The sequence below is a fragment of the Parendozoicomonas haliclonae genome (assembly GCF_900174585.1).
GTDB classification, from domain to species: Bacteria; Pseudomonadota; Gammaproteobacteria; order Pseudomonadales; family Endozoicomonadaceae; genus Sansalvadorimonas; species Sansalvadorimonas haliclonae.
The window spans coordinates 635,018-658,730 of sequence record NZ_FWPT01000001.1; the positions used below are offsets into that span (position 1 = coordinate 635,018).

Genomic DNA, 23,713 nt, shown 5'->3' on the forward strand with positions numbered 1-23,713 from the left:
GGTTGAACTAAATGACCACAACAGCCGGTGGCTCCGTTTCAGTACAACAGATGCAGCACGAAAAAATCATGCGTGCTGCCAAGCAGCCAATGTCGGGACAGCAGGTTCTGAAAAAGTCTGTACAGCTGATTAATAATGCTGCAGGGGCTTCTCTTAACCAGAACTTTATCGCCAAAGCTGATCTTGATGCCTTGATGATTGCCATTATGAGTGAACGTGCCGAATTGTTGGAAGAAACACTTCGTGAGCAGGTTCAAGAAGTTCGCGCCAAGAATAATAAATTAAAAACAGCCAACAAGATGATGGCAGAGGCGCGTAAGGCCAAGTCTCACTCTAAAGAGAAAGAAGACAGTCCGATGCCGAAGGAAGTGGCGCAGTTCTTTGCTGACAACGATATCCCCTGGGGCAAGCAGAACGAAAAAATAGACCCGAGTAAAACTTATCAACTCAATTCGGGTGAGTGGGATCTGGCGATAGAAAACATGAAAGGCTGGTCAGAGAGTTTAACCAGCTCCTCACAGTTGGATATGACCAAGCTGCAATCAACCTCAGGGAAATTCAACCAGACCTTTGAAATGATGTCGCAGTTTATTTCCAAGTACTACCGGAGTGGCGACGCCATTATCAAAAATATTTAAAGGACTTAACAAGCCTCTGCGGGGCTATGGAGGGCTGTCAGTGGATAAGCAGGATTTGGATTGGTCACAGGAAAAAGTCGATGACATGCTGGCGGATTATTTCAGCCGTGGCGGGACTTTTAAAGAGCTGAAGAATCTTAGCGATGAATCGATGGAGGCGATCTACAGCGTGGCCTTCAATCTCTATCAGGGTGGCCGTTACGATGAGGCCAAGAAGGTTTTCCAATTCCTCTGTTTTTACGATCACTACAACAAGAAATATTTTCTTGGCCTCGGAGCCTGCCAGATGATGGAGCAGGATTTTGATACGGCCGTAGAACTTTTCAGCTTTGCCAGTGCTCTCGATACCGATGATCCAAGGGCGATGATGTATATCGGTGATTGCCATATGGCCATGGGTAAACCAGCGGCTGCAAAAGTAGCGTATGAAACAGCGGCTGAGTGGGCCGGCGATCAGGAAGAGTACAAGGAGGAGCATGAGCGTGCCGTGAATATGGCTGCGAGTGCAGGTGCTGTTCTGGAAGAGGATGAGTAAAGCTATGAGTGGTACTGGAGGCATACATTCGCAGCAGGGTCTTGGCGGTGTGAACGCACCACCTCCAGGCGTGTTAAGTGAAGACGTTAAAAAAGGAAAAGCTGCTGGTAAAACTGCGACAGTGGGACGTGGGTTTTCGAACACTAACTCCGTCTCTTTTCGAGATTCTGGCCGCCCTCAACAGCAGGTTCGCGGGGAACAAAGAGTCCGTCTTCCCCAGCCCACTGTTGATCATGCCAAGGCCGTTACGCCTGAGATGCTGGCGCAGGTCAGTCAGGCAATGGATACAACAGAGCTAATGTTCACCTTTGATGAACTTCTGAATCAGCTGGCTGCTGATGACGTCGAAGAAGGTGATTCTGAAAGTACACTCACAGGTTCTCTTTTCGGTAGCGCACCAAGAAAAACCAAGGGACAAAACCAGCAGGGCGGCGACAGTATGGGTCGTAACCCCGGCGGCCAGATGAATCTGGAAATGCTGGACACGATGATGAAGGGCTCTTCAGCGCTGGCTCAGGCGGGTATGAAAGACCCGGTTGGCCTGCTGAATATGCAGAATGAAGTCATGGGTGTAATGGAAAGAGTCTCGGGCATTATCAGTGCTCCACCTGAAGTGATGGCTGATTTAAAAGCTGCCAGTGCCCAGCTGACCCAGTCCATGCTGAGTGGTGATATTGAAGATGTCGCCCGTATCCTGTCTGAAGTGCAAACCAAGCTGCAGGACACGCGCATCAAGTTTGATGAGCAGGCGATTCAAACCAGCCGCCTCAAGCGTGAGCAGGCTCATACAGAACGTATTGGCAAGCTGACGGAAGCTCTCGACAAGATGAAAGAGGCTGATAAAGCTGGGATTCTTGGGAAAATATTCAGTGCTATTGCCACGGCATTAGCGGTTGTTGTTGCGGCTGTAACGATTGCTACGGGTGTTGGCGCAAAGGCTGGGGTTATGCTGATTATGGCGGCCACTATTATGGTTGCCATGACCATCTCCCAGAATACCGGTGACTGGATGACGAATATGGGCGGTTTGATCAAAGACGACAAACTGCAGTTAGTTATGGGGATTGCCTGGGCGGTACTGGCAGCATCACTGTCGTTGGGTGCCGGTATTGCTGGTGGTGCCTCAAAAGCCACGACTGACGCTGCGACCACTACCGTTCAACAAACAGCCAATGCGACCAGTCAGGCAGCTCAGCAAAGTGCCAATGCCGCTGCCCAAACGGCTCAACAAGGTGCGAATGCCACAGCACAAGCTGCTCAGCAGACCGCACAACAAACGGCAACAGCCGTTCAGGAAACTGCAAAGAATGCCGCCAAGGTTGCCACTGATGCTGCTGACGATGTTGCCCAGCAGGCGGCCAAGGTCGCGGTGAAGAGTGCCCAGGAAACGGCCAAGGAAACTGCCAAGTCCACGGCCGAGACTGCCTCAAAAGAAACGGCTAAGCAGATGGCCGAGATCTCCAAGAAAACCATGTACTTTAAACGTGCTGCCCACATTGCCCGGTTTACTGAAGGGGCAGCCCATGTGGCCGATGGTTCTTCCACTATTTATGCCGCCAAGGTGCGCAATGAGGGTGAGATGTATCAGGCAGATGCTCAGGAAGATTTGGCTTTTATCACCAAAATGCAGATGCAAATGGAAGACTGGATGGAAGCTATTCAGCGGGCTCTGCAGGAGATAACCCAGGGGCAGGAAGTCGCCTCGGATATGCTGGCTCAGGCTCAGCAGAATAAGTTCAAGATTGCCCGGAAAATTTAATTTCGGTCAGGCAGGAATCAGGACGTTTACAGGGAGTTGTCGATATGGGTGTAAGAATTGATCAAGGGCAGGGATCGGTACCGCTGGATCGTCCTAATGTTGGTGTTGATATGCCCGTGGGAAAGGTTGCCAAAGGCTCCAAGGCCGGCAATCTCTCCGGCGATAATCTGAGAGTGGGCCATGAGGCCGGAAATACTAACGTGATGCTTGCCGGGCAAAAAGGTATTCCCAGACCAAACCTGTCACCGCCAACGGTAGAGCCAAATGCTCTCGGCTATGAAGCCACCATGGGCAGCATGGATAAGATGGTCAGTGACTGGTCCACCAATCGACAGGCTCTTTACAACGATCTCCAAAAAGCTGGTCCACCCGCGCGCACCATGCCGGGGGGAAATATTGCTTTGTCTTCCGAGGTATCAGAAACCAGTAACGGTTATCAGGGGACCCTTGATGGTAAGGGATTCAAGGTCGATGTTGCCGGCAACCATATGCAGTTTATGTCGGAAGGCAAACAGATCGATGTTCAGTTTGGTGATAACTTCAAAATCCAATCTGCCACCGCAGATGGCGTTCCAATGGAATTTGGTGTTGATGAAACCAAAGGCATGAGTGATCTGTTTATGTTGATGGCACTGTTCCATGAAATGGGTGTGGAGCAGCGGCAGATGAGCCGTCAGGGGCGGAACCTCGCTAATGAATCTGTAGTTCAAAAAATCAAATCACAGGCGCAGGAGCAGCGAAATGCTGCCGCGGCCAAGCTGGTAGCAGGTTGCGTAAGCGGTGCCGTGAAAGTGACCTCCGGTATGCTGACCATGGCCGGTTCCATGAAAGGTATGAAGGCTGACCAGGCTACCGGTGGTAATGGCCGGGTTGGGGACATGATTGCCCAACAATGGAGTGCCATGGGTAAGATGGTTGAAGGTCTCGGTGAAGCTGGTTCCAGTATGCTCCATTACAAGGCAGGCCTGCATGAAGCACGTTCAACCGAGCTGAGAGCTGAGGAAGAGCAGGCTCGCTTTGTGAAAACCACAGAGCAGGATCAGATGCAGGTAGCTCATGAGTTGGCTACCAAAGCACGGGATACTTTCCAGCAAATGTACAGTCAGTGGCTGCAGTCCCAGAGCAAAACGATTGGCAATATTTGAGCTTGTTTAGGAAAAGACTATGAGTTCAGTAGGTGGTGTTTCAGGGCCTGTCGCGACAGATTCTTCACTGCCAGTCAATCAGGGCTCCTCATCCAGTAATGTTGAGGGAATGCATAGTCAGTTCAGCAAAGTCAGCGTTGGTCCTGCCAGCGCTGACTTTTTTGAAGAAGCCTCCATCACCCTCTCTTCGTTACGGAAGTTTGAATCCAAGGATTCCAAGAAAGATAAGGACATCAAGAAGGAACTTGAGCGCCTGAAAGAGACCGTGCCCGACTTACCGGGTATGGAAAAGATGGAGAAGTTCCTTCAGCAACTCCATAACGCCAAGAACAATGGTGAGTTAACTGAAGATCAAATCAAGGAGTTTATCGAGGAATACTCCGGCGATCCGACCCACCAATATCTGGCTATGGAAGCTTTGATCGAGCATCTTCAAACCCAGGGAGAAGATGATCAGGAACTCGCTGCCACGTTAAAAATTTATAACGATAATTTCTACGAACAGAACAGAAAGGATATTCAATCCGGTATCAATGTCTCTGCGGCGGCGTCGGACTATGCAGAGCAATCTGGATTCAGTTCCGTTCAGGAGCTTCGAGATATCTGGCGTCAGGGGCTGGATGTTCCGGATTTTCAGCAACCTCTCGAAGCTTATCAGTTTGCCAAAGAGAAGTGCGGATATGATGAGATTGAGAAAGGTGTGAAATGGTTGATGGAGGCTCTCTCTGTAGAGATGAGTGCTTTGACGCCATCAGTGGATCCTAATCATCTCAAGCATGTCCGTGGTCGTCTGGAAGTGATATATGGTTTGCAGACCATTATCGAGTTCAGCAAGGAAAATGAGAACGTAGCGGCCAAGTTGGTGAACGCGAATGCTTGAGGCTGAGATCAAAAAAGGGGTTTTGATTGAGGAAGTTTTGCGCCTTCTGAACCAGCGTTGGATTTCTGCGTCTGATGTGGAAGGTATCCCCGATAAGATGGGCGTCCAGGATGACCTATCCATCAAAATATTTGTCCTGAACCAGGTTCTAGAAACATTCCGTAAGATTCCCGATCAGTACTTTAAGGAAGCAGAGCATCGGGAAAATATCCTCGAAGCCTCCCAGGAAGCGCTTGATGATCTGATCGAGCAGGAGGAGGAAGAGGAGTTTGAGGACGAAGATGACGATGATGATTTCGATATGGATTTTGATATCTAAGCCGGGTGCATGACATGCGTGAGCGGATTGATGATGCGGTCAAAGACTTTAACCGAACTTTGGGGATTCAAGGTGTCGGCCTGCCGGAAAGCGGGATTATGGATTTTGCCTTTGAGAGCGGCAGCCGGTTTTTTATCAAGCTTCAGGAAAATGGCGTCCTACTTTACCTGTTACGTGAGATTCCCGACTTCAGTATCGATTCTTCCTCCCTGAAAGCCCTGACCCTTTGCCATCACCAACAGAGCCGGAAGTTCGACACTCAGTGTGCGTTGAAAGACGGTAATCAGCTGATTTTTATTGTTTCACTGTCATCTGATGCGATAACCGGACCGGATATTGAAGTTGTTCTTCAGCATTTGATGAAACTGCAGGATATGGTCGTCTCTTAATTCATTTCAGTTATAAAAATAAGTTTCAAATTTCGGATTATCAGTTTCAGGCTGGCAATCGGAATACTCGGGTTATCTAAGCTTAAAGTACCCTTTCCCTACAGCACTGTAGGATCAGCACCGCAAGAGGTATCCGTTATGCCGGGCGCCGGAGTTAACAATATCGGTTCAGTTACCGAGAAAGCGCTAAAAAAGCAGGATCAGCACCAGTTTGACAAGATGCTGGATAAGCCCGATGACCGGGATGCTGATAACTTTAACAAGCAAATGGAGCAGGGCTTTAAAAACGAGAGCCAGACCAATCTCAATGGAGCCCCGGTTGAGCTAAAGCAGGCTCCGGACAATCTAGCTGATCGCATTCTCAACGGTTTTCAGGGCTTGAAGGACAATATCGATAATCGCCATCAGAAGATTGATAGCATGCTCAGCTCTGATGAAATCATGTCTATGAAGGATATGTTTAAAACCCAGAAAGCGATGACCAACCTGATGCTGACCGAGGACCTGATTGGTAAAGTCGTCGGTAAGGCTACCCAGACTGTAGAGACCCTCATGAAGCAGCAATAACGGACGATACCCTTGTGAGGGTTTCTATCGTCTGAGCTGTCTGTTTTGCAGGGAATGCAGCGTGAAAAAATTACGAATCTTCTTTCTCGGGCTCTGCCTGCTGGTTCTGGCAGGTTGTGAAGTCCAACTCTATACCGGGCTTACCGAGAAGGAAGGTAATGATATGTTGTCCATCCTTTTGGACAACGATATCCCCGCCACCAAGACCATTGATAAAGACGGAATTGTTACCCTGACTGTTGGCAATGACGATGTTTCCCGTGCTATTCGCCTGCTCAGGGGGCATGGTTACCCGAAAGACCGCTTCTCCTCAGTCAGTGATATTTTCCCCAAAGACAGTCTGATCTCGTCCCCCACAGAAGAGAAGGCGCGCTACACCTACTCCATGTCTCAGGAGCTTTCGGCGACATTGTCGATGATCGATGGTGTTCTCACGGCGCGGGTTCATGTCGTTTTGCCTCAGGATAGCGGCTCCAGTGAGGAAAACTTCCCATCGTCAGCATCAGTCTTTATCAAGTACACGCCGGAGCTTGAGCTGGCTGGGTTTGTGCCAAAGGTGAAAACCCTGGTGGCCAATAGTATTGAAGGTCTCTCCCTCGAAAAAATAACGGTATCTCTGTTTCCGTCCTCTCAGGTGGCTGCGGAACGCATGCTCTTGCCTCAGGAGCTGGAGACTGTGATGTCGATTGATGTGACCCCTGAGTCATCCTCACGGCTGGTGCTGATGTTTGGTGCGTTGCTATTCCTCTTTGTGATTTCACTGGCTTCGGCTGGTGTGTTCTTCTGGCTATGGTGGCGTTCCCGGTCGAGAAAAGAGGATGATGAAGAGGGCATGCTGGATGATGATATCGAGGCTGAGATCGCCGAGGTTGATAATGTTGAGGCTGGATAATGGATATTGGCCAGCTTGCTCCGGTTCTTGAATTTAATTTCCAGCCAGCGGGATATATTGATCCCAGCTGGTTGGCGAGCCTTCCCAATCAATCTGCTATTGAATTCCTGCAGTCCAGTGAATCCGGTTCATCCTGGGCGTCCCGACATATTCTTGAAGCCTATGGTCTAACGGGCCATTTGGATCTGGATTTTCAGAAACCGGAAAAGCATCTTGCTCTGGCCAGCCGTAAGCATCTGACCCCTATCGTTTTCCATGCCGGACTGGCGCTCAATGGCCCGCTGCTGAAAGGCATTATCAAAAGGCAGGAGCGCCAGGCTGTGGAATCCTGTCTCGGCAAAGAAAGCTATCACTATGCGATTAAGAAAGGCCCGTTTATCGCAGGGGACTTGCCTCGCCATATCGATTCAGGCTTCAGGATTGACTGGAATAATCCCGATGAGTTGAAAAAGCATATTTTCCGAACCGGTGTCCGGCTTTTGGGTGGTGTTTATGGTCGTGAGCCTGATGCTTTTCAGAAGCGCCTGTTGTTTAAATTCCCCATGCCCAGTAAGGAATATTTTTATGCGGGCAGTGCCGCTGGCTATTCGCCGGATGTTGTTCGGCTTGGAGGAATTATGCTCCGTAAACTGATGAAAGAGTTTATCCGATGAGCCTCAATATTATTACGATTACCAAGCAGGATTTTCATTTGCAGCCCGGCCAGAAGGTTATCAAGGCTGCTGATTACTCTGTTATCGAAAAATCGACATCTTTAATCGATAAGGCGCGAGAGCAGGCTGAGCAGATCATTGTTGAAGCTAAAGCCGCTTTTGAGCAGGAAAAGGAACGCGGTTATCAGGAAGGTTTGATGCAGAGCCGGATGGAGCAGTCTGAGCAGATGCTGAAGATGGTGGACCGCTCCATTAATTATTTAAGCGACGTCGAAGCTTCTCTGGCGGATATTCTGATGACGGCTGTGCGCAAGATTATTGAAGACTATGATGATCGGGCGCTGACGGTTGGTTTGATCAAGGCCGGTTTGCAACATGTCCGTAACGAACGACAGGTGTCTGTCCGGGTTCCTCCAGCCCATTTCTCTTATGTGAAAGAGAAGGTTGCTGAGATTCTCTCTGGCTATAAAGGCGTCGGTATTCTGATTCCGGTGTCAGACCCGCGCTTAAAAGCGGGAAGCTGTATTCTGGAGAGCAAGATCGGTGTTGTAGATGCCAGTATCGATATTCAGCTGCAAGCTTTGCAAAAGCGTTTTAGCCAGATGACCGCGAATGCCACCGATGAGTTGCAGAATGAGATGCGTGAGTCCAGCCGGGAATGGGCTGATAATATTGAGTCTGATTCTGATGATGACGGCAGTGTTACTGATTCACATCCGGTGCATCCTTCTGCTCAGGTGCAGAGCCACGACCACGATCAGAATAATCAGACCTGGTTTAGCTAAATTGCTCTCAACTCCTGCATATGAATTACATCAGGTTCACGATGCGTGGAGTGATCAAGAATAAGCGAACATTCTTTTTCTGCTCATCGGTGTTATTTCTGAACGCAGCGCCAACAATCGGCATATCCCCGAGAACCGGCACTTTGGTTTGCCCTTTTGTGCTCTCTTCGTAGTAATACCCGCCAACCAGCAGACTTTCATTCTCATCAATAACGGCCTGAGTGCTGATGGAACTGTTCTTAACGACGGGAATATCATCAACTCCTGTTCCTGAAGCCTGACCGCCATCCTGAATATTCACACTTAGATGCAGCTTCCGGCCGGTGACTTCGTCAACAATACGCGGGGTGACTTTGAGAACGGATCCGTAGGTGACCGGAAACAGCTCTGCAGAATCCTGACCAGCGACCCGAACGTAGAAGGTCTGACTGTTATCGAGCACCGCTTCCATATTGTCCAGAGTGAGAACAGATGGGCGGGCAAGGATCTTGGCATTGCCGCTGTCGGAGAGCAGGTTGACTCGGGCCAGCAGCTTGCCGGAGGTGATATTGATAATGGTACTAAAGGTATTGGCTGGAACGGAGTCATCCGAGTTTTTAAATGGATTGAAACGAATAAAATCGCCATCCTCTTTGCCCAGTCTCCAATTGACGCCGAGCTGTTCCAGAGAATTGGTATTGATATCAATAATGGAGACATTGATCTCAACCTGAGCCAGTGGCTTGTCCAGTGTATTGATCAGGCTCTCATACATGGGCATCTTGCTTTCAAGGTCATGAATGATGACCGCATTCAGCCGGCGATCCGCATTAATAAACACACTGTCCGCCTGAATGTTTCTCTGTGGAGCTTGATTCTGCTGTCCGGGTTGCTGCCCCGCTGGGGTTGCAGGTTGCATGCCCGGAACGGAGCGCATGGAATCAGCCGTTGCGGTGGACTGAGCTTGAATGCCGCCGCCCTGAACGATTTGCCGCAACGTGGTGGCAACGCCCGGGATGGTGACGTCCTGGTTGCGGAAGTTGAACTGGCGGTCATCGGCCCAGGCATAGCGCAGTGGGAATACCTTAACGGTCAGCTGGCTTTTTTGCCGTTCTCCGGATTTGCTGTCCAGCAGGCGGGCGGTTTCTGAAACCAATTCCATATAACGGGGTGGACCAGACAGGTAAATAATCCCTTCTTCCGGGCGGGCTCGCCAATAAAAGCGGCTGTCCCAGATACCAATCTCCATCAGGGTTTTGCGGAACTGTTCCGTGCCCATAAATTGCAGATTGATGATCTGCTTCTCTATCTCATTACTGTTGTAGACATAGAGCGTGTTGCCATCAAAGTACCAGATTAAAGCGTGCAGCTGGGCCAGCTTATCGAGAAACTCGACGGGAGGCAGTGGGCCGATCTTGCCGTTCACCACACCATCAAGATTGGGGCTGATGATCACGGGAATGCTGTAGTTGGCGGCAAAGTTCTTCAGAACATCGGCAGCAGGTTCACTGTTACCGAAGTAGGCGTAGGGTTTGGCTCCAAAATCCTGTCCGGCAGGTGACTGCGTTTGAGCGGCTGTTGTTTGTCCTCCAGACAGTGCGGTATCTGGCGCATTGTTTGTGGATGGACCGGCAGCAGTCGGAGCATCAGGAAGTAGAAGCTCTTCCGGGTAGTTGCCGTCTGGCAGATAGATAATCTGCCCTTCAGTAATACTTTCAGGATCAGGAATACCGTTGTGATGGGCAAGGAGTGCCGATGGGATTCCATACATTTCAGCAATCTGAGAGAGGGTTTCTCCCTGCTGAACAATATGTTTCTGACTATCAGGTTCAGAGGGATAATCCGCTGTTTCACTCCACGGACTGTAAATGACAGTGCTGTTGGCGCCGGATGATAGCGGAATGAGCAATATCAACGCTGCAGTGCTGATTGCAAGGAAGTTCGCCAAAAAAGCAGGGAACCGGAGACAACTTGGTGTGATTGTTCGAGAATTCAAGAAGCGTGCGTCCATGCCTGCATCCGGGCAAGAGCTGCCCTTTATGAAAAATCGTTGTTGATATACCAAGTTTATACAGCCATTTGGAATTCTGCATATCTGCATAAAAGCACATTTCAGGCTTCACTCATTATTGGGATACCAATAAACAGTATTGAGAGCACAGGAATGGCAGGTTCAATTGGCGATATAAATAGTGGGTTGGTCGGTGTCAGTCATACCAGTGGCAATGATTACCAGGCTATGCCTTCCAAATCAGCCATTCGCCCCAGCGTAAATACCCAAGCTGTGAATGATGTTCATATCAGCAAGGCGCTGGCTGCGGACGATTCCCAGAACAAACTTATGCAGTTTATTCGTGGGGATCGCCTGAGTTCCTACACCCCGCAGGATAATCGTGATCTCCGTACCGGCATTATCAATCTGGCTGAACAGCAAGCACCAGAGGGGATTTCTGCAGAAGAGAAGCAGGATCTCGATAAAATGGTTGCTCTCCTGCGTCAGGATGCCGAGCTGGATATGATGGCCACCATGGCTCGCAATATTCTGATTCCCGCCTGATATCCGGAGGAATGGATTTGTCTGACTCGCTGCCAGAATCGCGGGAGCCGCAACTAACCCCGGATGCTTCCGACAATCAAATCACCGAATCCCACAAGGACTGGATGCTGACCCAGGCCTACACCCGTCTTCAGCAAAGACAGTACACCGATGCTCTGGTTCTGCTTCATGGCTTGAAGGTTTTGTTGCCTGAAGACCCTGAGGTATACCGCATGCTCAGCTATGCCTTGCTGATGGCGGACAAGCCTGAAGAGTGTCTGGTCATGGCCGATAGATATCTGCAGTGTCTCCCGCCCCATACGGATCATCAGGAAATTAACTGGATTCAGGGGCGAGCCAAGGTGCGTATGGAGAAGGCCCAGACCAGCGGGCCCGAAGATAATTCATAGATAGCTGCCCGATTATCCAGGTCATGCAGCTTTCTGTCAGGGAGCTGCAGCAGGCGTATGAGCGCAATCAGCGTTAAATCGGTACTGACCAGCATAGGCAAGCGTAATGATTTGATGCTTGCCCTCCTGCTTGTATCCATTATTGTTCTGATCATTCTGCCAATGCCGACGGTATTGGTGGATTTGTTGATTGCCCTGAACATGGGCATCTCCACCATTCTGTTGATGACGGCAATCTATCTCAAAGGGCCGCTAGAGTTTTCCACCTTCCCTTCGGTGCTTTTGGTCACCACGCTGTTCCGACTGGCACTCTCGATTACCACAACCCGTTTGATTCTTCTGGAAGCTGATGCGGGCCAAATCGTATACACGTTCGGGAATTTTGTGGTCGGCGGTAATCTGACCGTTGGTATCGTAATCTTCCTGATCATTACCATTGTTCAGTTTCTGGTTATTACCAAAGGTTCCGAGCGGGTAGCGGAAGTATCAGCCCGTTTCTCTCTCGATGGTATGCCCGGTAAACAGATGAGTATCGACGCGGATATGCGTGGCGGTGCCATCGATATGGAAGAAGCCCAGCGTCGTCGGGGCCTGGTAGAGAAAGAGTCCCAGCTTTATGGTTCCATGGATGGCGCCATGAAGTTTGTAAAAGGTGACGCGATCGCCGGTCTGATCATCATCTTTGTAAACATTGCCGCCGGTGTGAGTATTGGTGTTTTCAATAAGGGGATTCCTGCTGGTGAAGCCCTACAGCTTTACTCCATTCTGACTGTGGGGGACGGTCTGATCTCCCAGATTCCAGCCCTGCTGATCTCGATTACCGCCGGTATTATCGTAACCCGGGTATCTACCGAAGAAGCATCGGACTTGGGGAGTGAGATCGGCACCCAGCTGCTGGATAAGCCCAAAGCTCTTATGGTAGGCGGTGGTCTTTTACTTGGTTTTGCCATGGTTCCGGGATTCCCGACTCTCACCTTTCTGGCTCTGGCCGGGATGATTGGTGGCGGCGGCTTCTATCTCCTTAATAAGCGAACCAAAGAGGAAGAGTCTGGCGGCGAGGGTGGTATACCGGCTATGCAGGCAGCAGCGTCTGGCAAACCAGCCAAAGATCAGCGTCTCGACCAGCAGGAAGAATTTACCCAGACCCTGCCGTTGATTATTGATGTGCCAACAACGCTACAGAACCGGCTGGATACTAATGAGCTCAATAATGAACTGTTAAAGGTACGTAAAGCGCTCTATATGGATTTGGGGGTTCCTTTCCCCGGCATCCATCTACGTTTTAATGATTCACTGGAAGATGATCACTACAGCGTCATGCTGAACGAAGTGCCTGTTGCCCATGGTCACTTCCGTGAAGGGTATGTGTTTGCCCGGGAGCAGTCTGAGCATCTTGATATGCTCAAGATTCCTTATGAAGGCGGCGAACAGTTTATCCCCAATCTGGATACGCTCTGGGTGAAGGAGAGCCGCAAGGGCGCGCTGGAAAAAGCCGGTGTGAGTTATATGAGTGATTCACAGGTTCTGACCAACCATCTGGCTTTTGTATTGAAGAAGTATGCGGAAGACTTTATCGGTATTCAGGAAACCCGCTTCCTGCTGGAAAAGATGGAAGACAGTTTTGGTGAATTGATAAAAGAAGTGCAGCGTCTGATTCCGGTGAACAAGATTGCTGAGATATTCCAGCGTCTGGTGTCGGAAGATATCTCTATCCGAAATCTGCGTACCATTCTGCAATCACTGGTGATCTGGGGACATAAAGAAAAGGAAGTAGTCCAGCTGACTGAATATGTACGCGGCAGCCTGAAGCGTTATATCAGTTACAAATACAGTAATGGTCAGAATATTCTGCCGGTCTATCTGCTGGATCAGGATCTGGAGGATACGATTCGCAGCGGTATTCGACAGACGTCAGCCGGTGCCTATCTGGCTCTCGATCCAACGGTAACCGCGAAATTTGTTGAGAAGGTAAAAAGTACGGTTGGCAAGATCGGACACCTGGATAACAAGCCGGTGATGATCACGGCTATGGATATCCGCCGTTATGTGCGCAAACTGTTGGAAGCAGAAGTGTATGAACTGGCCGTTCTTTCCCACCAGGAGCTGACCGAAGATATTACCGTTCAGCCTCTGGGGAGAATTTCTCTGAATTAAATCTGAATTAAGAAAACAGGATTAGTTCTTGGCTGGTGGCTTTTCGTTCAAGCGGGCATAAACATACTGGTCAAAGAACTGATCGTTCTTGAAAATATTCTTACGAAATACACCTTCCAGCTCAAAACCGCATTTCTGCAAAACCTTTTGGGAAGGCACGTTGTATTCCACAACATCCGCAAAAATGCGCTTTAATCCAAACTCTTCAAAGCAGTGGTTCACCATCCAGTCGACCGCTTTGGTCATCAGGCCATTGCCCCAGTAAGCCTCGCCAATCCAGAAGCCAATTTCGGCACTGTGACGATGGACATCGGGCTGAATCACGATCCCGATCTCACCAATAGCTTCCTTGTTGTTGGCAATGCAGAAGCGTGTGCCCGCTTCATTATCACGGACATACTGAATCCAGTTGCGAGCCAGCTCAATGGTGTAGGGGTGAGGAAAACACTCCCGCTGGTTTATGGCGATATTAGGGTTGTCGCCATTGCGGGACAGCCCTGAGGCGTCGCCATAAAGAAAGTTACGAATGACGAATCCATCGCCAATGGGGTGTTCCATCCTGAAACCCTGTTTCTGTGCACAGGGTATTTATCGGCTGCCGGAGAGCTTGGGTTAGAGCTGTTTTCAGACTGTTGTTCGGTGCTTCTGCCCGCTCGTAACGGAAATAGCGTTTTGGCTGATTTATGCCAGTATTGCTGATGTTTACGGACAATGGGGATGTCGCTGCGCTGCTGGGAAGAGTCCATAAGTCTACTGAGGTTGTGTCATGAATGTGCTTGGCTATCTGCAGTCGTTGGGCAAGGCATTGATGCTTCCGATCGCCGTACTGCCTGTTGCAGCGCTCCTATTACGGCTGGGGCAGCCAGATCTCTTAAATATTGCTTTTATTGCTAAAGCGGGCGATGCCATTTTCAGTCACCTGCCCATCTTGTTTGCCATGGGGATTGCCGTTGGGCTGTCCTGCGATGGTGCGGGTGCAGCGGCTCTGGCTGGAGCTGTTGGTTATTTTATTCTTACGGCTGCATCCGGAACCATTAATGATTCCATCAATATGTCCTTTTTCGGGGGGATAATTGCCGGTGTTGTTGCCGGTCACAGTTATAACCGTTTCCATGATGTGGAACTGCCTTCTTATCTGGGCTTTTTTTCCGGCCAGCGTCTGGTTCCCATTGTTACCGGATTGTTTATGTTGTTGATTGCCTGGGGGGCAGGCTATGTCTGGCCAACGGTCCAGGCGGGTATTGATGCCTTTGGTCGTGGCGTTTCTGAATCGGGCTCTCTGGGGCACTTTGTCTATGGCGTACTGAATCGCGGACTGATTCCATTTGGCTTGCACCATGTATTGAACTCTTACTTCTGGTTTGGGCTCGGAGAGTTCGCCAGCGATGCTGGCACGGTTGTGACTGGTGATTTAAATCGTTTTTTTGTGGGGGATAAAACTGCTGGTGTGTTTATGACTGGTTTCTTTCCAGTGATGATGTTTGGTCTTCCAGCTGCTGCGCTGGCCATGTATCTCGCCGCCAGAAAGGAGCGTAAGACCCAAGTGGGCGGTGTTCTACTTTCTGTCGGGCTAACAGCCTTTCTGACCGGTATTACCGAACCGGTTGAGTTTCTGTTTATGTTTCTCGCTCCTGTTCTTTATATCACCCATGCAATTTTGACAGGGCTTTCTCTGGTGGTCACTAACGGTATGGGAACACTGCATGGTTTTGGTTTTTCAGCCGGTTTGTTTGACTTTGCCTTGAATTGGGGGCTGGCCACCAATCCTGCAACATTGATAGGTATCGGGCTGGCCTTTGGAGCCGCTTACTTTGTCGTGTTTTACTTTCTGATCAAAATGCTGAATCTGAAAACTCTTGGCCGTGAGGATGTTTGGGAAAGCACTGTACCCATACCTGCTGAGAAAAAGGGTGCAGATAACGTCATTAAAGAAAGCAGCTTCCCGGTTGATCCAGAAGTTCAGAGCATTCTTCAAGCGCTGGGTGGTTTGGAAAATATTATTGAGATTGATGCCTGTATCACCCGGATGCGGCTGACTCTAAGAAATTCCTCTGTTGTGGATGAACCGGCATTAATGCTGGCAGGAGCATCAGGAGTCGTCCGGCTTGGCAGCCAGAATCTGCAGATCATTCTGGGAGCAAAGGCTGAGGTTATCTGCAGACAAATAAAGAAACTACAGCGCCTTTCATAAATGAAAACAATCGAGCTGAATATTGGAACCGGAATCAACATTTATCTGGCTATCTTTAACATAGGGTAACGTTCGGTTTGTTTTCTTCGAGCTGGATTTCACTTTGTCACAAAAGCCGAACATCTACGGGGAACTTTTCTGATTCAGAAAGACAATCCGCTGCTAATCTTCCAAACCCAAAGAATAAACCGGATAAGGCGCGGCTCGAATGTCGGAAGCTTATTCCAACAAAATGATTCAACTGCGGACACTTGGCCTGCTGGTCATGCTATCAGTGCTGGTGGCCTGTGCTTTTAGTTTTCGGGGGCAGGCTGTACAAAGTCATACCAGAGTCTCTGCTGGTCCGGCGGCAATCCAGGTGCTTGGCAGTATTGAAGAAGTTCATCTGGGTGGTGTGGACTTTCCTCTGGATGCACGTGTTGATACCGGTGCTGACTTGTCCTCGCTGGATGCCCGTAATATTCAGGAATTCACTAAAGATAATAAGCCATGGGTTTGTTTTCAGGTCTGTAATCGCCAGAGTGGTCATAGCGTTGAAATCAAACTGCCAGTTACAGGCTTCGTGAAAATTAAACGGCATGGTCAGGAGAGCCAATGTCGGCCAGTGGTTACACTTCCTATGATGCTCGGTGATAAAAAAGTGAACACGGATTTTACTCTGGTGAATCGCAGCAACTTCCGCCAGCCAATTCTGATTGGGCGAAGCTATCTGGATGGCCGAGCCTTGGTGGATGTCAGTCAAAAATACCTCGCCAGCGCACCTCGATAACCCATGAAGTCATATCTGTGTTATTGCTGATGATGGGCACACTGTGACGAAATTTGTCATCACATTGCTGATAGTCGAAAGCCATCTCTTTATACGACAATGTTTTTGTGTTGTGATGAAGTCGACATTTTGGGGATTACATGGCTGACAAGTCTGTGGGCAAAAGGCTTGTCAATCTGGCTCAATAATTGCTGAGGCAGTAGTATGGGTCAGGAGTTTTTGATTTTCAGCGAGCCTGATTACACAAGATCAAAAGCACCATGGGTAAGGATGAAGCCCAGATAATAATTCTAAAAAAGTGAGGGTAGCTCAAGGATGAAGTGGGCTTTCCAGATACTGATGCTTGTCAGTGGATGTCTGGCGCTGCTCGTTTATGGCAGCCAGTCTGAAGAGACAGCATGGGTATTTGAAACCAATGCGGGCCGGTTCAGGCTTTATGGCAGTGAAATTGAGATGATGGCCCTGGATATGGTCATAGCTCTTGCTGTTTATAATTTCTGTATTTTCGTTCGTGCGCTCAAACGCAGCTACTTTGAGTACTTTCTCTATTCTCTGCTGGCAGGTCTATACATTGCGGCTGTTGGCTATGAACGTGAAATTGGACAACCTCTTGTTATTTTGGGCGGAGTCTTTGCCAGTCAGCTGATTTTACTGCTTATGGTTCTGTCGGTTATCCAGTTTCAGCTTTCTTTGTTGCACTTCCAGTTTCGCCAGACGCTTGAGTGGAACCCTCGTATCGTCAGTATCTGGCTGGTTGTCGCGCTGTGTGTACTCATTTCCGCCAATATCGCAGGCATAACACTTGTTGATGCTGGTTGGATCAATGCTCTCGTTATAGCTCTCTCCGGTTTGTTTATCACCGCTTGCCTGTATCTGATGTACAAAGGTTATGAGCATGCTTCCTATCTGGTCGTAGGGTGGCTGGCCTTGGGGTTCGGCTTTCTTGGTCAGGAAGTCCGGGGGATGACGTTTTTTGAAGCGTTTGATGTTTACCTGCAGCTCACTGTTCCTGTCGGGCTGGTGGTGCAGGTCATTGCCAACAGTCTGGCACTCTCGGCATTTACCAATGAGCGCTTTCGCCATTACCAGCAGGGCTATGTGTTACTGGAAAATAATCTGCAGCGGGAGCAAAACCAGCGTCGTGTCTACAACGATGCTGTACGGCAGTATCTTCATAATATCCCGTCTATGGATGAGCAGACTGTTGGTACCCGACTCCTTGAAGTTCTGAACAACCTTCTTCCAATTGATTCTTCGGTTGTTATTGCTTGGCGTGAAGGAAAGTTGAAAGTGATCTCGCTGACCTTCAGCTCAAAGGTGATTTATGAGCGAATTGTAGAAGGTCAGGACAGTCAGCTGGAAAACATTGCCAGACAGGGGCAGATTACCAGCCTGCCACCCTCTCCAGAGAATATGAGTGTCGGGACAATCAATCTGGTGCCGGTCTACTGGGATTCTCAATCCTGGATTCTGGTGGCTATGCAGCCAAGTATCGGCAATAACCTCAAGGCTGCAGAGTTGCAGCTTTGTCTTGATATCTCCAATCATGCCTGCACCCTGTTTATGGCCAGCAGCAATTTCCGGAAGCTGCAACATGAAGCGGATATGGATGGTCTGACCGGAATGTACAATCGCCGCGCCTTTATGCGTGAGTCGGCAAGTGTCGTGCACCGCTTACGGGAAGATCACCAGAACTTCTCTTTGCTTTATATGGATATTGATCAGTTCAAAATACTGAATGACAGCTACGGTCATGCCTTTGGCGATCATGTCCTCAAACAGTTTGCTGAAGTGTGTCGGGATAATCTCCGTGACCGTGACTTGCTGGCCCGCCCCGGCGGTGAAGAGTTTTTGGCGCTGTTGCCTAAGGCTGATGTGAATACTGCCTTTGTGGTAGCGGAGCGCATTAGAAAAGGCCTAGCTGAACTGCAGTTTACCGAGCTGGGAACGGGCTACGTAACGGTCAGTATTGGTGTCAGTGACAGTGCTACCCACGGCTACGACATTCCTCATCTTATGGGAAAGGCTGATCGGGCTCTCTACCGTGCCAAAGCCAATGGTCGTAACCGGACTGTTGTTAATGATGGTGATATGACGCTTTCGCGGCTTTAAACCAATTTTGGTAACAAAAAAATAATTATCCCTGCCCTACCTGCGTAGATTCCCATCTGTCAGCTGACATAGAATATCGTCAGTTGATTCCTTTCTATTACTGCTGCTGACTTTTTAAACATTTAACTGGTCGTGTAACCATGTGGACATTTCCTTTTCGCAAAGGATTGAATCAGGCCAAAAAGCATAACGATCAGTTGGCACTGGAAGTTCGCGGGCAGCGCTTCCTGGAAAAAATTGCCAGCGCACCTCATAAAGAACCCATGGGTGTCACTCTGATGATGCTGGCCTGGACGGCCGGTCCGGTGACCCTTCTTACTGTGACCGCCGCCACCTGGATTGGTTATGGCGAGCCCATGGACCTTGAGCGGGCGACCTACTTCCTTGCCTACTCAGTGATTGCCGGCCTGCTGGGTATTATCACCAAGGTTATTTACAACACCACCCATGGTCGTCGGGAAAGCCAGGATGCCCGGGTGCTTCTTGAGCTGGTGGATCGCCTGCCGGAAATTATTTATATGGTCCGGGACTTGCGGCTTGCCAACCTGGGGACGGATAACCGCCGAATAGAATCCGCTGGTATCTTGCTGCGTAAATTTGACCTTGGCCCGGAATGGGTGGCCTGTGCGATTGAGGATCTGACCGGGAATCAGGAACTCGCCAAAAGCGCTGAACGTATTGAGTTGTACCGCCGTGCCGGTCTCTATAACCGTATGAATGATCTGGTGCAGTCCATTTCTGAGCTGGCCTCCGAGCATGTGAATGAGTTGCGTCAGACTCACCCGCGCATCGCAGCGGCCATGGCTTCAAGACTGAAAGGGCAGGCACCGGATATTCGGCAGGGGCAGCCTCGGGAGCGATTGTTCCTCGAACGTATTCTGGCTGCCATTGATGAAGATAATGAAGAGCTGATAACCCTGCCTGATGTTGAGCACTTGCTGGCACTCTGTTTTGAGCTGGTGTGTGGTCGCAGCATCACCTATCTCAAGGTGGAATACACTGGTGGTGACTGGAACCTGACCAAAGCCATTGATCGTCTTGAGCGTTGTCGTAATGACTACCGACTGGCGCGTGCGCGGGTGTACAGTCGCCTCAGGGCTCTGGCAGCGTATATCGATTATGTGTTCCCGGCTGAGGACAATATCGCCTCTTCTCAGGGGTTGAGTATGCGTGTGTTGATGGATGCTGGCATTGAAGGAATCAACCGGCTGACTCAGGATGTGAACAGCTGCCGTCGGCAGGTGAATACTTCGGGGCGCAATATTTCCGAGTTGAAAATGCGGTTGGCGCAGTTGGTCAAAGCTCTGAATCTTTATCGTGCTGTGAATGATGCCTGGCAGAAAGAAGGCCGGGAAGGGCGGCGCTTTAATCGGGCACTAAAGGTCTGGCAGCAGAGAAGCCGCAACTGGCAGCAGGAAGGTGGTCTGGGGCTGAAGCGTGGGCTGTTGATCTCCGAGCAAACTGTTGCGCTGGACGATGAAGATAAAATAACTGTTGCGCGGGAGCTGTCCCGCTGGCTGGAAGAGAATCGTATCCGGCGTTACAGCCGAGGCGGCAAGATTGAAGAAAAGGTACTGACCATCACCCGTGCCCGGGAACTGGCGATTGAGGCTGTGTTGATCCTCAATCCTCATATTCATCTGCATGATCCGGAAATCCAGCGGGCGGTGGACAGTTCACCGCTCTCAACCATGGCACCGTTGGAGCCGGGAATGAGTCCGATGACCAAAGCAGCGCTGGGACAGGCCATGGCGAACGCTATCCAGGTTGATTTGGCGGACATGGCCGAAAAGCTGGCTCAGAACTTGATTCGCTATTATCGCGTGCCACTGACGGCCGGAACCATCGACTTCCTGGTGGATAAATATCACGCCAGTCGTTCGCGTCTTGAGTTTATTGCCGAGCATGAAACACCGCAGTCTCCGGGTAGTATCAATGCCGGTTCAACCATGACCCTGCCGGAGGTTCCTCGGCATTGGGAAAGCACAATTTACAATGCCCGCCGCACCCTGGACCTGCTTAAATAAGCTCGTCCAGGGCATATCTCATAGTTATTCCTAATCAGGCTGATAGAAAAGATTTGTCGGCACTATGTTGATTTGTTGACTTGTGTCAAGCGGCATATTTCTCTTACAGCACTATAATTGCGTGTCTTACTTACTTGGTGTGGCACTGCGCTACGTCAGCTCTCCTAATGCTAATAATATCCGCTCTCATGCAGTGCTTTCCGAAATGAAACTCACGGATGTTCCCTTGCCATGATTTCGGATTATGTTGTTGATCTATCGCGGCTGCAGTTTGCACTGACAGCCCTGTACCATTTTCTGTTTGTCCCATTGACTCTGGGGTTGAGCTTTATGCTCGCCATTATGGAGTCGGTCTATGTGATGACGGGCAAACAGGTTTACAAAGATATGACCCGCTTCTGGGGTAAGTTGTTTGGTATCAACTTTGCTCTTGGGGTGGCGACCGGCCTGACCATGGAGTTCCAGTTCGGTACTAACTGGTCCTATTACTCCCATTATGTGGGCGATATCTTCGGTGCCCCGCTGGCCATTGAAGGCCTGATGGCATTCTTCCTCGAATCCACCTTCGTTGGCATGTTCTTCTTTGGCTGGGACCGGATGACCAGGGTTCAGCATCTGGCCTGTACCTGGCTGGTGGCACTTGGCTCAAATTTCTCCGCCCTTTGGATTCTGGTGGCCAATGCCTGGATGAACAATCCGGTTGGTGCGGAGTTCAACTTTGAAACCATGCGCATGGAGATGACCAGCTTTGGCGAGGTGTTCTTTAACCCGGTAGCTCAGGTGAAATTTGTTCACACAGTTGCCGCTGGTTATACAACAGGCGCCATGTTTGTTCTGAGCATCAGTGCCTATTACCTGCTGAAAGGGCGTGATGTTGGCTTTGCCCGACGTTCGTTCGCTGTGGCATCCGGCTTTGGTCTGGCAGCCATTCTGTCCACCATCCTTCTAGGTGATGAATCAGGCTACAAGATGGGTGATGTGCAGCAGATGAAGCTTGCTGCGATTGAAGCCGAATGGGACACCTATCCTGCGCCAGCTCCATTTACGGCTTTCGGTATTCCTGATCAAGAAAATATGGAAACCGACTATGCGGTGAAAATCCCCTGGGTGATGGGCCTTATCGCTACCCGCTCCTTCACTGAAGAAGTACCGGGCATTAAAGATCTGATCGTTCGCAATGAGTATCGTGTGCGTGATGGCATTGAAGCCTACCGACTGCTGGAAGAGTTGAAGGCAGGTAATGATACCCCAGAGATTCGCCAGGCTTTCCTGTCTGTTCAGGAAACTCTGGGATATGGTCTGCTGCTGAAGCGTTACACCGACAAGGTTATCGATGCAACGGATGAGCAGATCAAACAGGCCGCTCTGGATACCGTGCCGATGGTATGGCCGCTGTTCTGGTCGTTCCGCATCATGGTGGCCTGTGGCTTTATCATGCTGCTGGTGTTCGTCGCCGCATTCTACATGACCGCCCGTCGTATTGAGCATATCAGTCCCCGCTTCCTGAAACTGGTGGTGTTGTGTCTGCCATTGCCATGGATAGCGGTAGAAGCTGGCTGGTTCGTCGCGGAATATGGTCGTCAGCCATGGACGGTGGCAGGCATGCTGCCGACCTGGATGTCTGCCTCATCGCTGGGAGTGACTGACCTGTATATGAGTATTGCCGGCTTTACCGTGTTCTACGGCATCTTTGCGGTGATAGAGGTCTACCTGATGGTGAAGTACGCCAGAATGGGGCCGAGCAGTCTGCATACCGGGCGCTACCACTTTGAGCACACAACCACTGGCGATGCCGCCATGAGTACGCACTGAAGGAGGCGGCCATGATAGAACTGTTCACGAACTACGAACTGTTAAAGGTTCTCTGGTGGGTACTTATCGGTGTGCTGCTGATCGGTTTCGCCATCACTGATGGCTATGATCTGGGTGCGGCAGGCCTGCTCGCAGTCATTGCTAAAAATGACACGGATAAGCGCATCATTATCAACGCGGTGGCACCTCACTGGGATGGTAATCAGGTGTGGTTTATCACTGCCGGTGGTGCCATGTTTGCTGCCTGGCCCACAGTTTATGCAACTGCGTTCAGTGGCTTTTACTGGGCAATGTTGGCTGTGTTACTGGCGTTGATTCTGCGCCCGATCTCCTTTGAGTATCGCGCCAAGGTCGAAGGTCCCCAGAAAAAATGGTGTGACCTTGGTCTGATTATCAGTGGTTTTGTACCATCTCTGATTTTCGGTGTGGCCTTCGGTAACCTGTTCCAGGGCTATGGCTACGATATGGACCAGTATCTACGGACTTCCTTCCAGGAAGGTTTCTGGGAGCTACTGAATCCTTTTGCACTCTTGTGTGGTGTTGTCAGCCTGTCGATGATTCTGATGCAGGGCGCAACCTGGCTGAATTTGAGAACCTCCGGTGATGTGCAGGTACGTTCTACTGGTGTTGCCCGCATTCTGGCTGTTGTTGTTATTATCGCTTTTGCCGCTGCCGGTATCTGGCTGGCGAAAATGCCTGGCTATGTGATTACCAGTGCGATCGATACAGCGGGCGCTGCCAATCCTCTGAACAAGACCGTGGCTTTTGGTGAAATCGGAGCCTGGTTTAATAATTACACGCTGTATCCAGAAACAATGCTGGCACCTGTTATCGCTTTTGCAGGAGCGCTGGGAGTTCTTCTGCTGGTGAATAAAATGCCGGCTCTGAGCTTTGTATGCAGTTCTCTATGTAATGCCGGTGTTATCGCCACCGCTGGTTTGTCACTGTTTCCGTTTATTATGCCGTCCAGCACGGATCCGAATGTCAGCCTGACCATTTGGGATGCGACATCCAGTCAGTTCACGCTTGGCATCATGACGTTTGTGGCTCTGGTATTTGTGCCTTTGATTCTGGCTTACACCACCTGGTGCTTCTACAAGATGTGGGGCAGGGTGGACGCCGATCATATCGAAGCCAATACCCATTCCCTGTATTAAGAGG

Annotated in this window: 23 protein-coding genes; 21 read left to right on the forward strand and 2 right to left on the reverse strand. The window is 50.0% G+C overall.

Annotated elements, in window-relative coordinates; all coding sequences use genetic code 11:
• Positions 1-11 precede the first annotated feature (11 nt).
• The 11 genes from EHSB41UT_RS02985 to EHSB41UT_RS03035 all read left to right on the forward strand — a co-directional run bounded on the left by EHSB41UT_RS02985 (position 12) and on the right by EHSB41UT_RS03035 (position 8,562).
• Entirely contained in the window at positions 12-638 is a 627-nt protein-coding gene (locus tag EHSB41UT_RS02985) for a hypothetical protein (protein ID WP_087106718.1), read from the forward strand.
• A gap of 40 nt (positions 639-678) precedes the next feature.
• On the forward strand, positions 679-1,173 hold the full coding sequence (locus EHSB41UT_RS02990) for a SycD/LcrH family type III secretion system chaperone (protein WP_242667219.1): 495 nt from the start codon (positions 679-681) through the stop codon (positions 1,171-1,173).
• A 4-nt stretch (positions 1,174-1,177) separates the two neighbouring features.
• Positions 1,178-2,932, forward strand: a complete 1,755-nt coding sequence (gene sctE / locus EHSB41UT_RS02995) for a type III secretion system translocon subunit SseC family protein (RefSeq protein ID WP_165767129.1) — start codon at positions 1,178-1,180, stop codon at positions 2,930-2,932.
• Positions 2,933-2,976: 44 nt separating this feature from the next.
• Positions 2,977-4,077 (forward strand): type III secretion system translocon subunit SctB, encoded by a 1,101-nt coding sequence (sctB, locus tag EHSB41UT_RS03000; protein WP_087106722.1) that lies wholly within the window; start codon positions 2,977-2,979, stop codon positions 4,075-4,077.
• 19 nt (positions 4,078-4,096) lie between these two features.
• On the forward strand, positions 4,097-4,957 hold the full coding sequence (locus tag EHSB41UT_RS03005) for an HrpJ domain-containing protein (RefSeq protein WP_087106724.1): 861 nt from the start codon (positions 4,097-4,099) through the stop codon (positions 4,955-4,957).
• A complete protein-coding gene (locus tag EHSB41UT_RS03010; protein WP_087106727.1) occupies positions 4,950-5,276 on the forward strand; it encodes a TyeA family type III secretion system gatekeeper subunit in 327 nt (108 codons plus the stop codon). The genes EHSB41UT_RS03005 and EHSB41UT_RS03010 overlap by 8 nt, the downstream gene beginning before the upstream one ends.
• Positions 5,277-5,290: 14 nt before the next feature.
• Positions 5,291-5,665, forward strand: coding sequence for a type III secretion system chaperone family protein (locus EHSB41UT_RS03015; protein ID WP_087106729.1), 375 nt, complete (start codon positions 5,291-5,293; stop codon positions 5,663-5,665).
• Between the two features lie 138 nt (positions 5,666-5,803).
• Entirely contained in the window at positions 5,804-6,232 is a 429-nt protein-coding gene (gene sctI, locus EHSB41UT_RS03020; RefSeq protein ID WP_087106731.1) for a type III secretion system inner rod subunit SctI, read from the forward strand.
• 61 nt (positions 6,233-6,293) lie between these two features.
• Positions 6,294-7,124, forward strand: coding sequence for a type III secretion system inner membrane ring lipoprotein SctJ (gene sctJ / locus EHSB41UT_RS03025; RefSeq protein ID WP_165767130.1), 831 nt, complete (start codon positions 6,294-6,296; stop codon positions 7,122-7,124).
• Positions 7,124-7,777: a SctK family type III secretion system sorting platform protein gene (locus EHSB41UT_RS03030; protein WP_087106733.1), complete on the forward strand. Its 654-nt coding sequence runs from the start codon at positions 7,124-7,126 to the stop codon at positions 7,775-7,777. The genes sctJ and EHSB41UT_RS03030 overlap by 1 nt, the downstream gene beginning before the upstream one ends.
• Positions 7,774-8,562 carry an HrpE/YscL family type III secretion apparatus protein gene (locus tag EHSB41UT_RS03035; protein ID WP_087106735.1) on the forward strand — a complete coding sequence of 263 codons (789 nt, stop codon included), beginning with the start codon at positions 7,774-7,776 and terminating at the stop codon, positions 8,560-8,562. The genes EHSB41UT_RS03030 and EHSB41UT_RS03035 overlap by 4 nt, the downstream gene beginning before the upstream one ends.
• A gap of 25 nt (positions 8,563-8,587) precedes the next feature.
• Here EHSB41UT_RS03035 and sctC read toward each other — a convergent pair whose 3' ends face one another.
• Positions 8,588-10,450, reverse strand: a complete 1,863-nt coding sequence (gene sctC, locus EHSB41UT_RS03040) for a type III secretion system outer membrane ring subunit SctC (RefSeq protein WP_165767131.1) — start codon at positions 10,448-10,450, stop codon at positions 8,588-8,590.
• Between sctC and EHSB41UT_RS24585 the strand changes: the two genes are divergently transcribed.
• From EHSB41UT_RS24585 to sctV, 4 genes are all read left to right on the forward strand, one after another.
• Positions 10,443-10,598: a hypothetical protein gene (locus EHSB41UT_RS24585; protein WP_165767132.1), complete on the forward strand. Its 156-nt coding sequence runs from the start codon at positions 10,443-10,445 to the stop codon at positions 10,596-10,598. The two genes, sctC and EHSB41UT_RS24585, sit on opposite strands and share 8 nt — an antisense overlap.
• A gap of 107 nt (positions 10,599-10,705) precedes the next feature.
• Entirely contained in the window at positions 10,706-11,098 is a 393-nt protein-coding gene (locus tag EHSB41UT_RS03045; RefSeq protein WP_087106739.1) for a hypothetical protein, read from the forward strand.
• Between the two features lie 17 nt (positions 11,099-11,115).
• On the forward strand, positions 11,116-11,487 hold the full coding sequence (locus EHSB41UT_RS03050) for a tetratricopeptide repeat protein (protein ID WP_133060370.1): 372 nt from the start codon (positions 11,116-11,118) through the stop codon (positions 11,485-11,487).
• A gap of 57 nt (positions 11,488-11,544) precedes the next feature.
• A complete protein-coding gene (gene sctV / locus EHSB41UT_RS03055; protein ID WP_087106743.1) occupies positions 11,545-13,641 on the forward strand; it encodes a type III secretion system export apparatus subunit SctV in 2,097 nt (698 codons plus the stop codon).
• Between the two features lie 21 nt (positions 13,642-13,662).
• On the opposite strand, the gene EHSB41UT_RS03060 is transcribed toward sctV, so the two are convergent.
• Entirely contained in the window at positions 13,663-14,199 is a 537-nt protein-coding gene (locus EHSB41UT_RS03060; protein ID WP_087106745.1) for a GNAT family N-acetyltransferase, read from the reverse strand.
• Between the two features lie 208 nt (positions 14,200-14,407).
• Between EHSB41UT_RS03060 and nagE the strand changes: the two genes are divergently transcribed.
• The 6 genes from nagE (at position 14,408) to cydB (ending at position 23,709) form a co-directional block, all read left to right on the forward strand.
• Entirely contained in the window at positions 14,408-15,832 is a 1,425-nt protein-coding gene (nagE, locus tag EHSB41UT_RS03065) for an N-acetylglucosamine-specific PTS transporter subunit IIBC (protein WP_087106747.1), read from the forward strand.
• Between the two features lie 208 nt (positions 15,833-16,040).
• Positions 16,041-16,601 (forward strand): ATP-dependent zinc protease family protein, encoded by a 561-nt coding sequence (locus EHSB41UT_RS03070; RefSeq protein ID WP_087106749.1) that lies wholly within the window; start codon positions 16,041-16,043, stop codon positions 16,599-16,601.
• A 315-nt stretch (positions 16,602-16,916) separates the two neighbouring features.
• Complete coding sequence (locus EHSB41UT_RS03075; RefSeq protein ID WP_087106751.1) at positions 16,917-18,713, forward strand: diguanylate cyclase; 1,797 nt, start codon at positions 16,917-16,919, stop codon at positions 18,711-18,713.
• 140 nt (positions 18,714-18,853) lie between these two features.
• Positions 18,854-20,740 (forward strand): hypothetical protein, encoded by a 1,887-nt coding sequence (locus EHSB41UT_RS03080; RefSeq protein WP_087106753.1) that lies wholly within the window; start codon positions 18,854-18,856, stop codon positions 20,738-20,740.
• Between the two features lie 231 nt (positions 20,741-20,971).
• Positions 20,972-22,552 (forward strand): cytochrome ubiquinol oxidase subunit I, encoded by a 1,581-nt coding sequence (locus tag EHSB41UT_RS03085; protein WP_087106755.1) that lies wholly within the window; start codon positions 20,972-20,974, stop codon positions 22,550-22,552.
• An 11-nt stretch (positions 22,553-22,563) separates the two neighbouring features.
• Positions 22,564-23,709, forward strand: a complete 1,146-nt coding sequence (cydB, locus tag EHSB41UT_RS03090) for a cytochrome d ubiquinol oxidase subunit II (protein WP_087106757.1) — start codon at positions 22,564-22,566, stop codon at positions 23,707-23,709.
• Positions 23,710-23,713 lie beyond the last annotated feature (4 nt).

Excerpts from the sequence above, each read along its gene's own strand:
- EHSB41UT_RS03060 (WP_087106745.1), bottom strand. The coding sequence starts at position 14,199 with ATGGAACACCCCATTGGCGATGGATTCGTCATTCGTAACTTTCTTTAT.
- sctB (WP_087106722.1), top strand. The coding sequence starts at position 2,977 with ATGGGTGTAAGAATTGATCAAGGGCAGGGATCGGTACCGCTGGATCGT.
- EHSB41UT_RS03075 (WP_087106751.1), top strand. The coding sequence starts at position 16,917 with ATGAAGTGGGCTTTCCAGATACTGATGCTTGTCAGTGGATGTCTGGCG.
- sctE (WP_165767129.1), top strand. The coding sequence starts at position 1,178 with ATGAGTGGTACTGGAGGCATACATTCGCAGCAGGGTCTTGGCGGTGTG.
- nagE (WP_087106747.1), top strand. The coding sequence starts at position 14,408 with ATGAATGTGCTTGGCTATCTGCAGTCGTTGGGCAAGGCATTGATGCTT.
- EHSB41UT_RS03015 (WP_087106729.1), top strand. The coding sequence starts at position 5,291 with ATGCGTGAGCGGATTGATGATGCGGTCAAAGACTTTAACCGAACTTTG.
- EHSB41UT_RS03005 (WP_087106724.1), top strand. The coding sequence starts at position 4,097 with ATGAGTTCAGTAGGTGGTGTTTCAGGGCCTGTCGCGACAGATTCTTCA.
- EHSB41UT_RS24585 (WP_165767132.1), top strand. The coding sequence starts at position 10,443 with ATGAGCAATATCAACGCTGCAGTGCTGATTGCAAGGAAGTTCGCCAAA.
- EHSB41UT_RS03045 (WP_087106739.1), top strand. The coding sequence starts at position 10,706 with ATGGCAGGTTCAATTGGCGATATAAATAGTGGGTTGGTCGGTGTCAGT.
- EHSB41UT_RS03070 (WP_087106749.1), top strand. The coding sequence starts at position 16,041 with ATGTCGGAAGCTTATTCCAACAAAATGATTCAACTGCGGACACTTGGC.
- EHSB41UT_RS03085 (WP_087106755.1), top strand. The coding sequence starts at position 20,972 with ATGATTTCGGATTATGTTGTTGATCTATCGCGGCTGCAGTTTGCACTG.
- sctI (WP_087106731.1), top strand. The coding sequence starts at position 5,804 with ATGCCGGGCGCCGGAGTTAACAATATCGGTTCAGTTACCGAGAAAGCG.
- EHSB41UT_RS03030 (WP_087106733.1), top strand. The coding sequence starts at position 7,124 with ATGGATATTGGCCAGCTTGCTCCGGTTCTTGAATTTAATTTCCAGCCA.
- EHSB41UT_RS03010 (WP_087106727.1), top strand. The coding sequence starts at position 4,950 with ATGCTTGAGGCTGAGATCAAAAAAGGGGTTTTGATTGAGGAAGTTTTG.
- EHSB41UT_RS03035 (WP_087106735.1), top strand. The coding sequence starts at position 7,774 with ATGAGCCTCAATATTATTACGATTACCAAGCAGGATTTTCATTTGCAG.
- cydB (WP_087106757.1), top strand. The coding sequence starts at position 22,564 with ATGATAGAACTGTTCACGAACTACGAACTGTTAAAGGTTCTCTGGTGG.
- sctV (WP_087106743.1), top strand. The coding sequence starts at position 11,545 with ATGAGCGCAATCAGCGTTAAATCGGTACTGACCAGCATAGGCAAGCGT.
- EHSB41UT_RS03080 (WP_087106753.1), top strand. The coding sequence starts at position 18,854 with ATGTGGACATTTCCTTTTCGCAAAGGATTGAATCAGGCCAAAAAGCAT.
- EHSB41UT_RS02985 (WP_087106718.1), top strand. The coding sequence starts at position 12 with ATGACCACAACAGCCGGTGGCTCCGTTTCAGTACAACAGATGCAGCAC.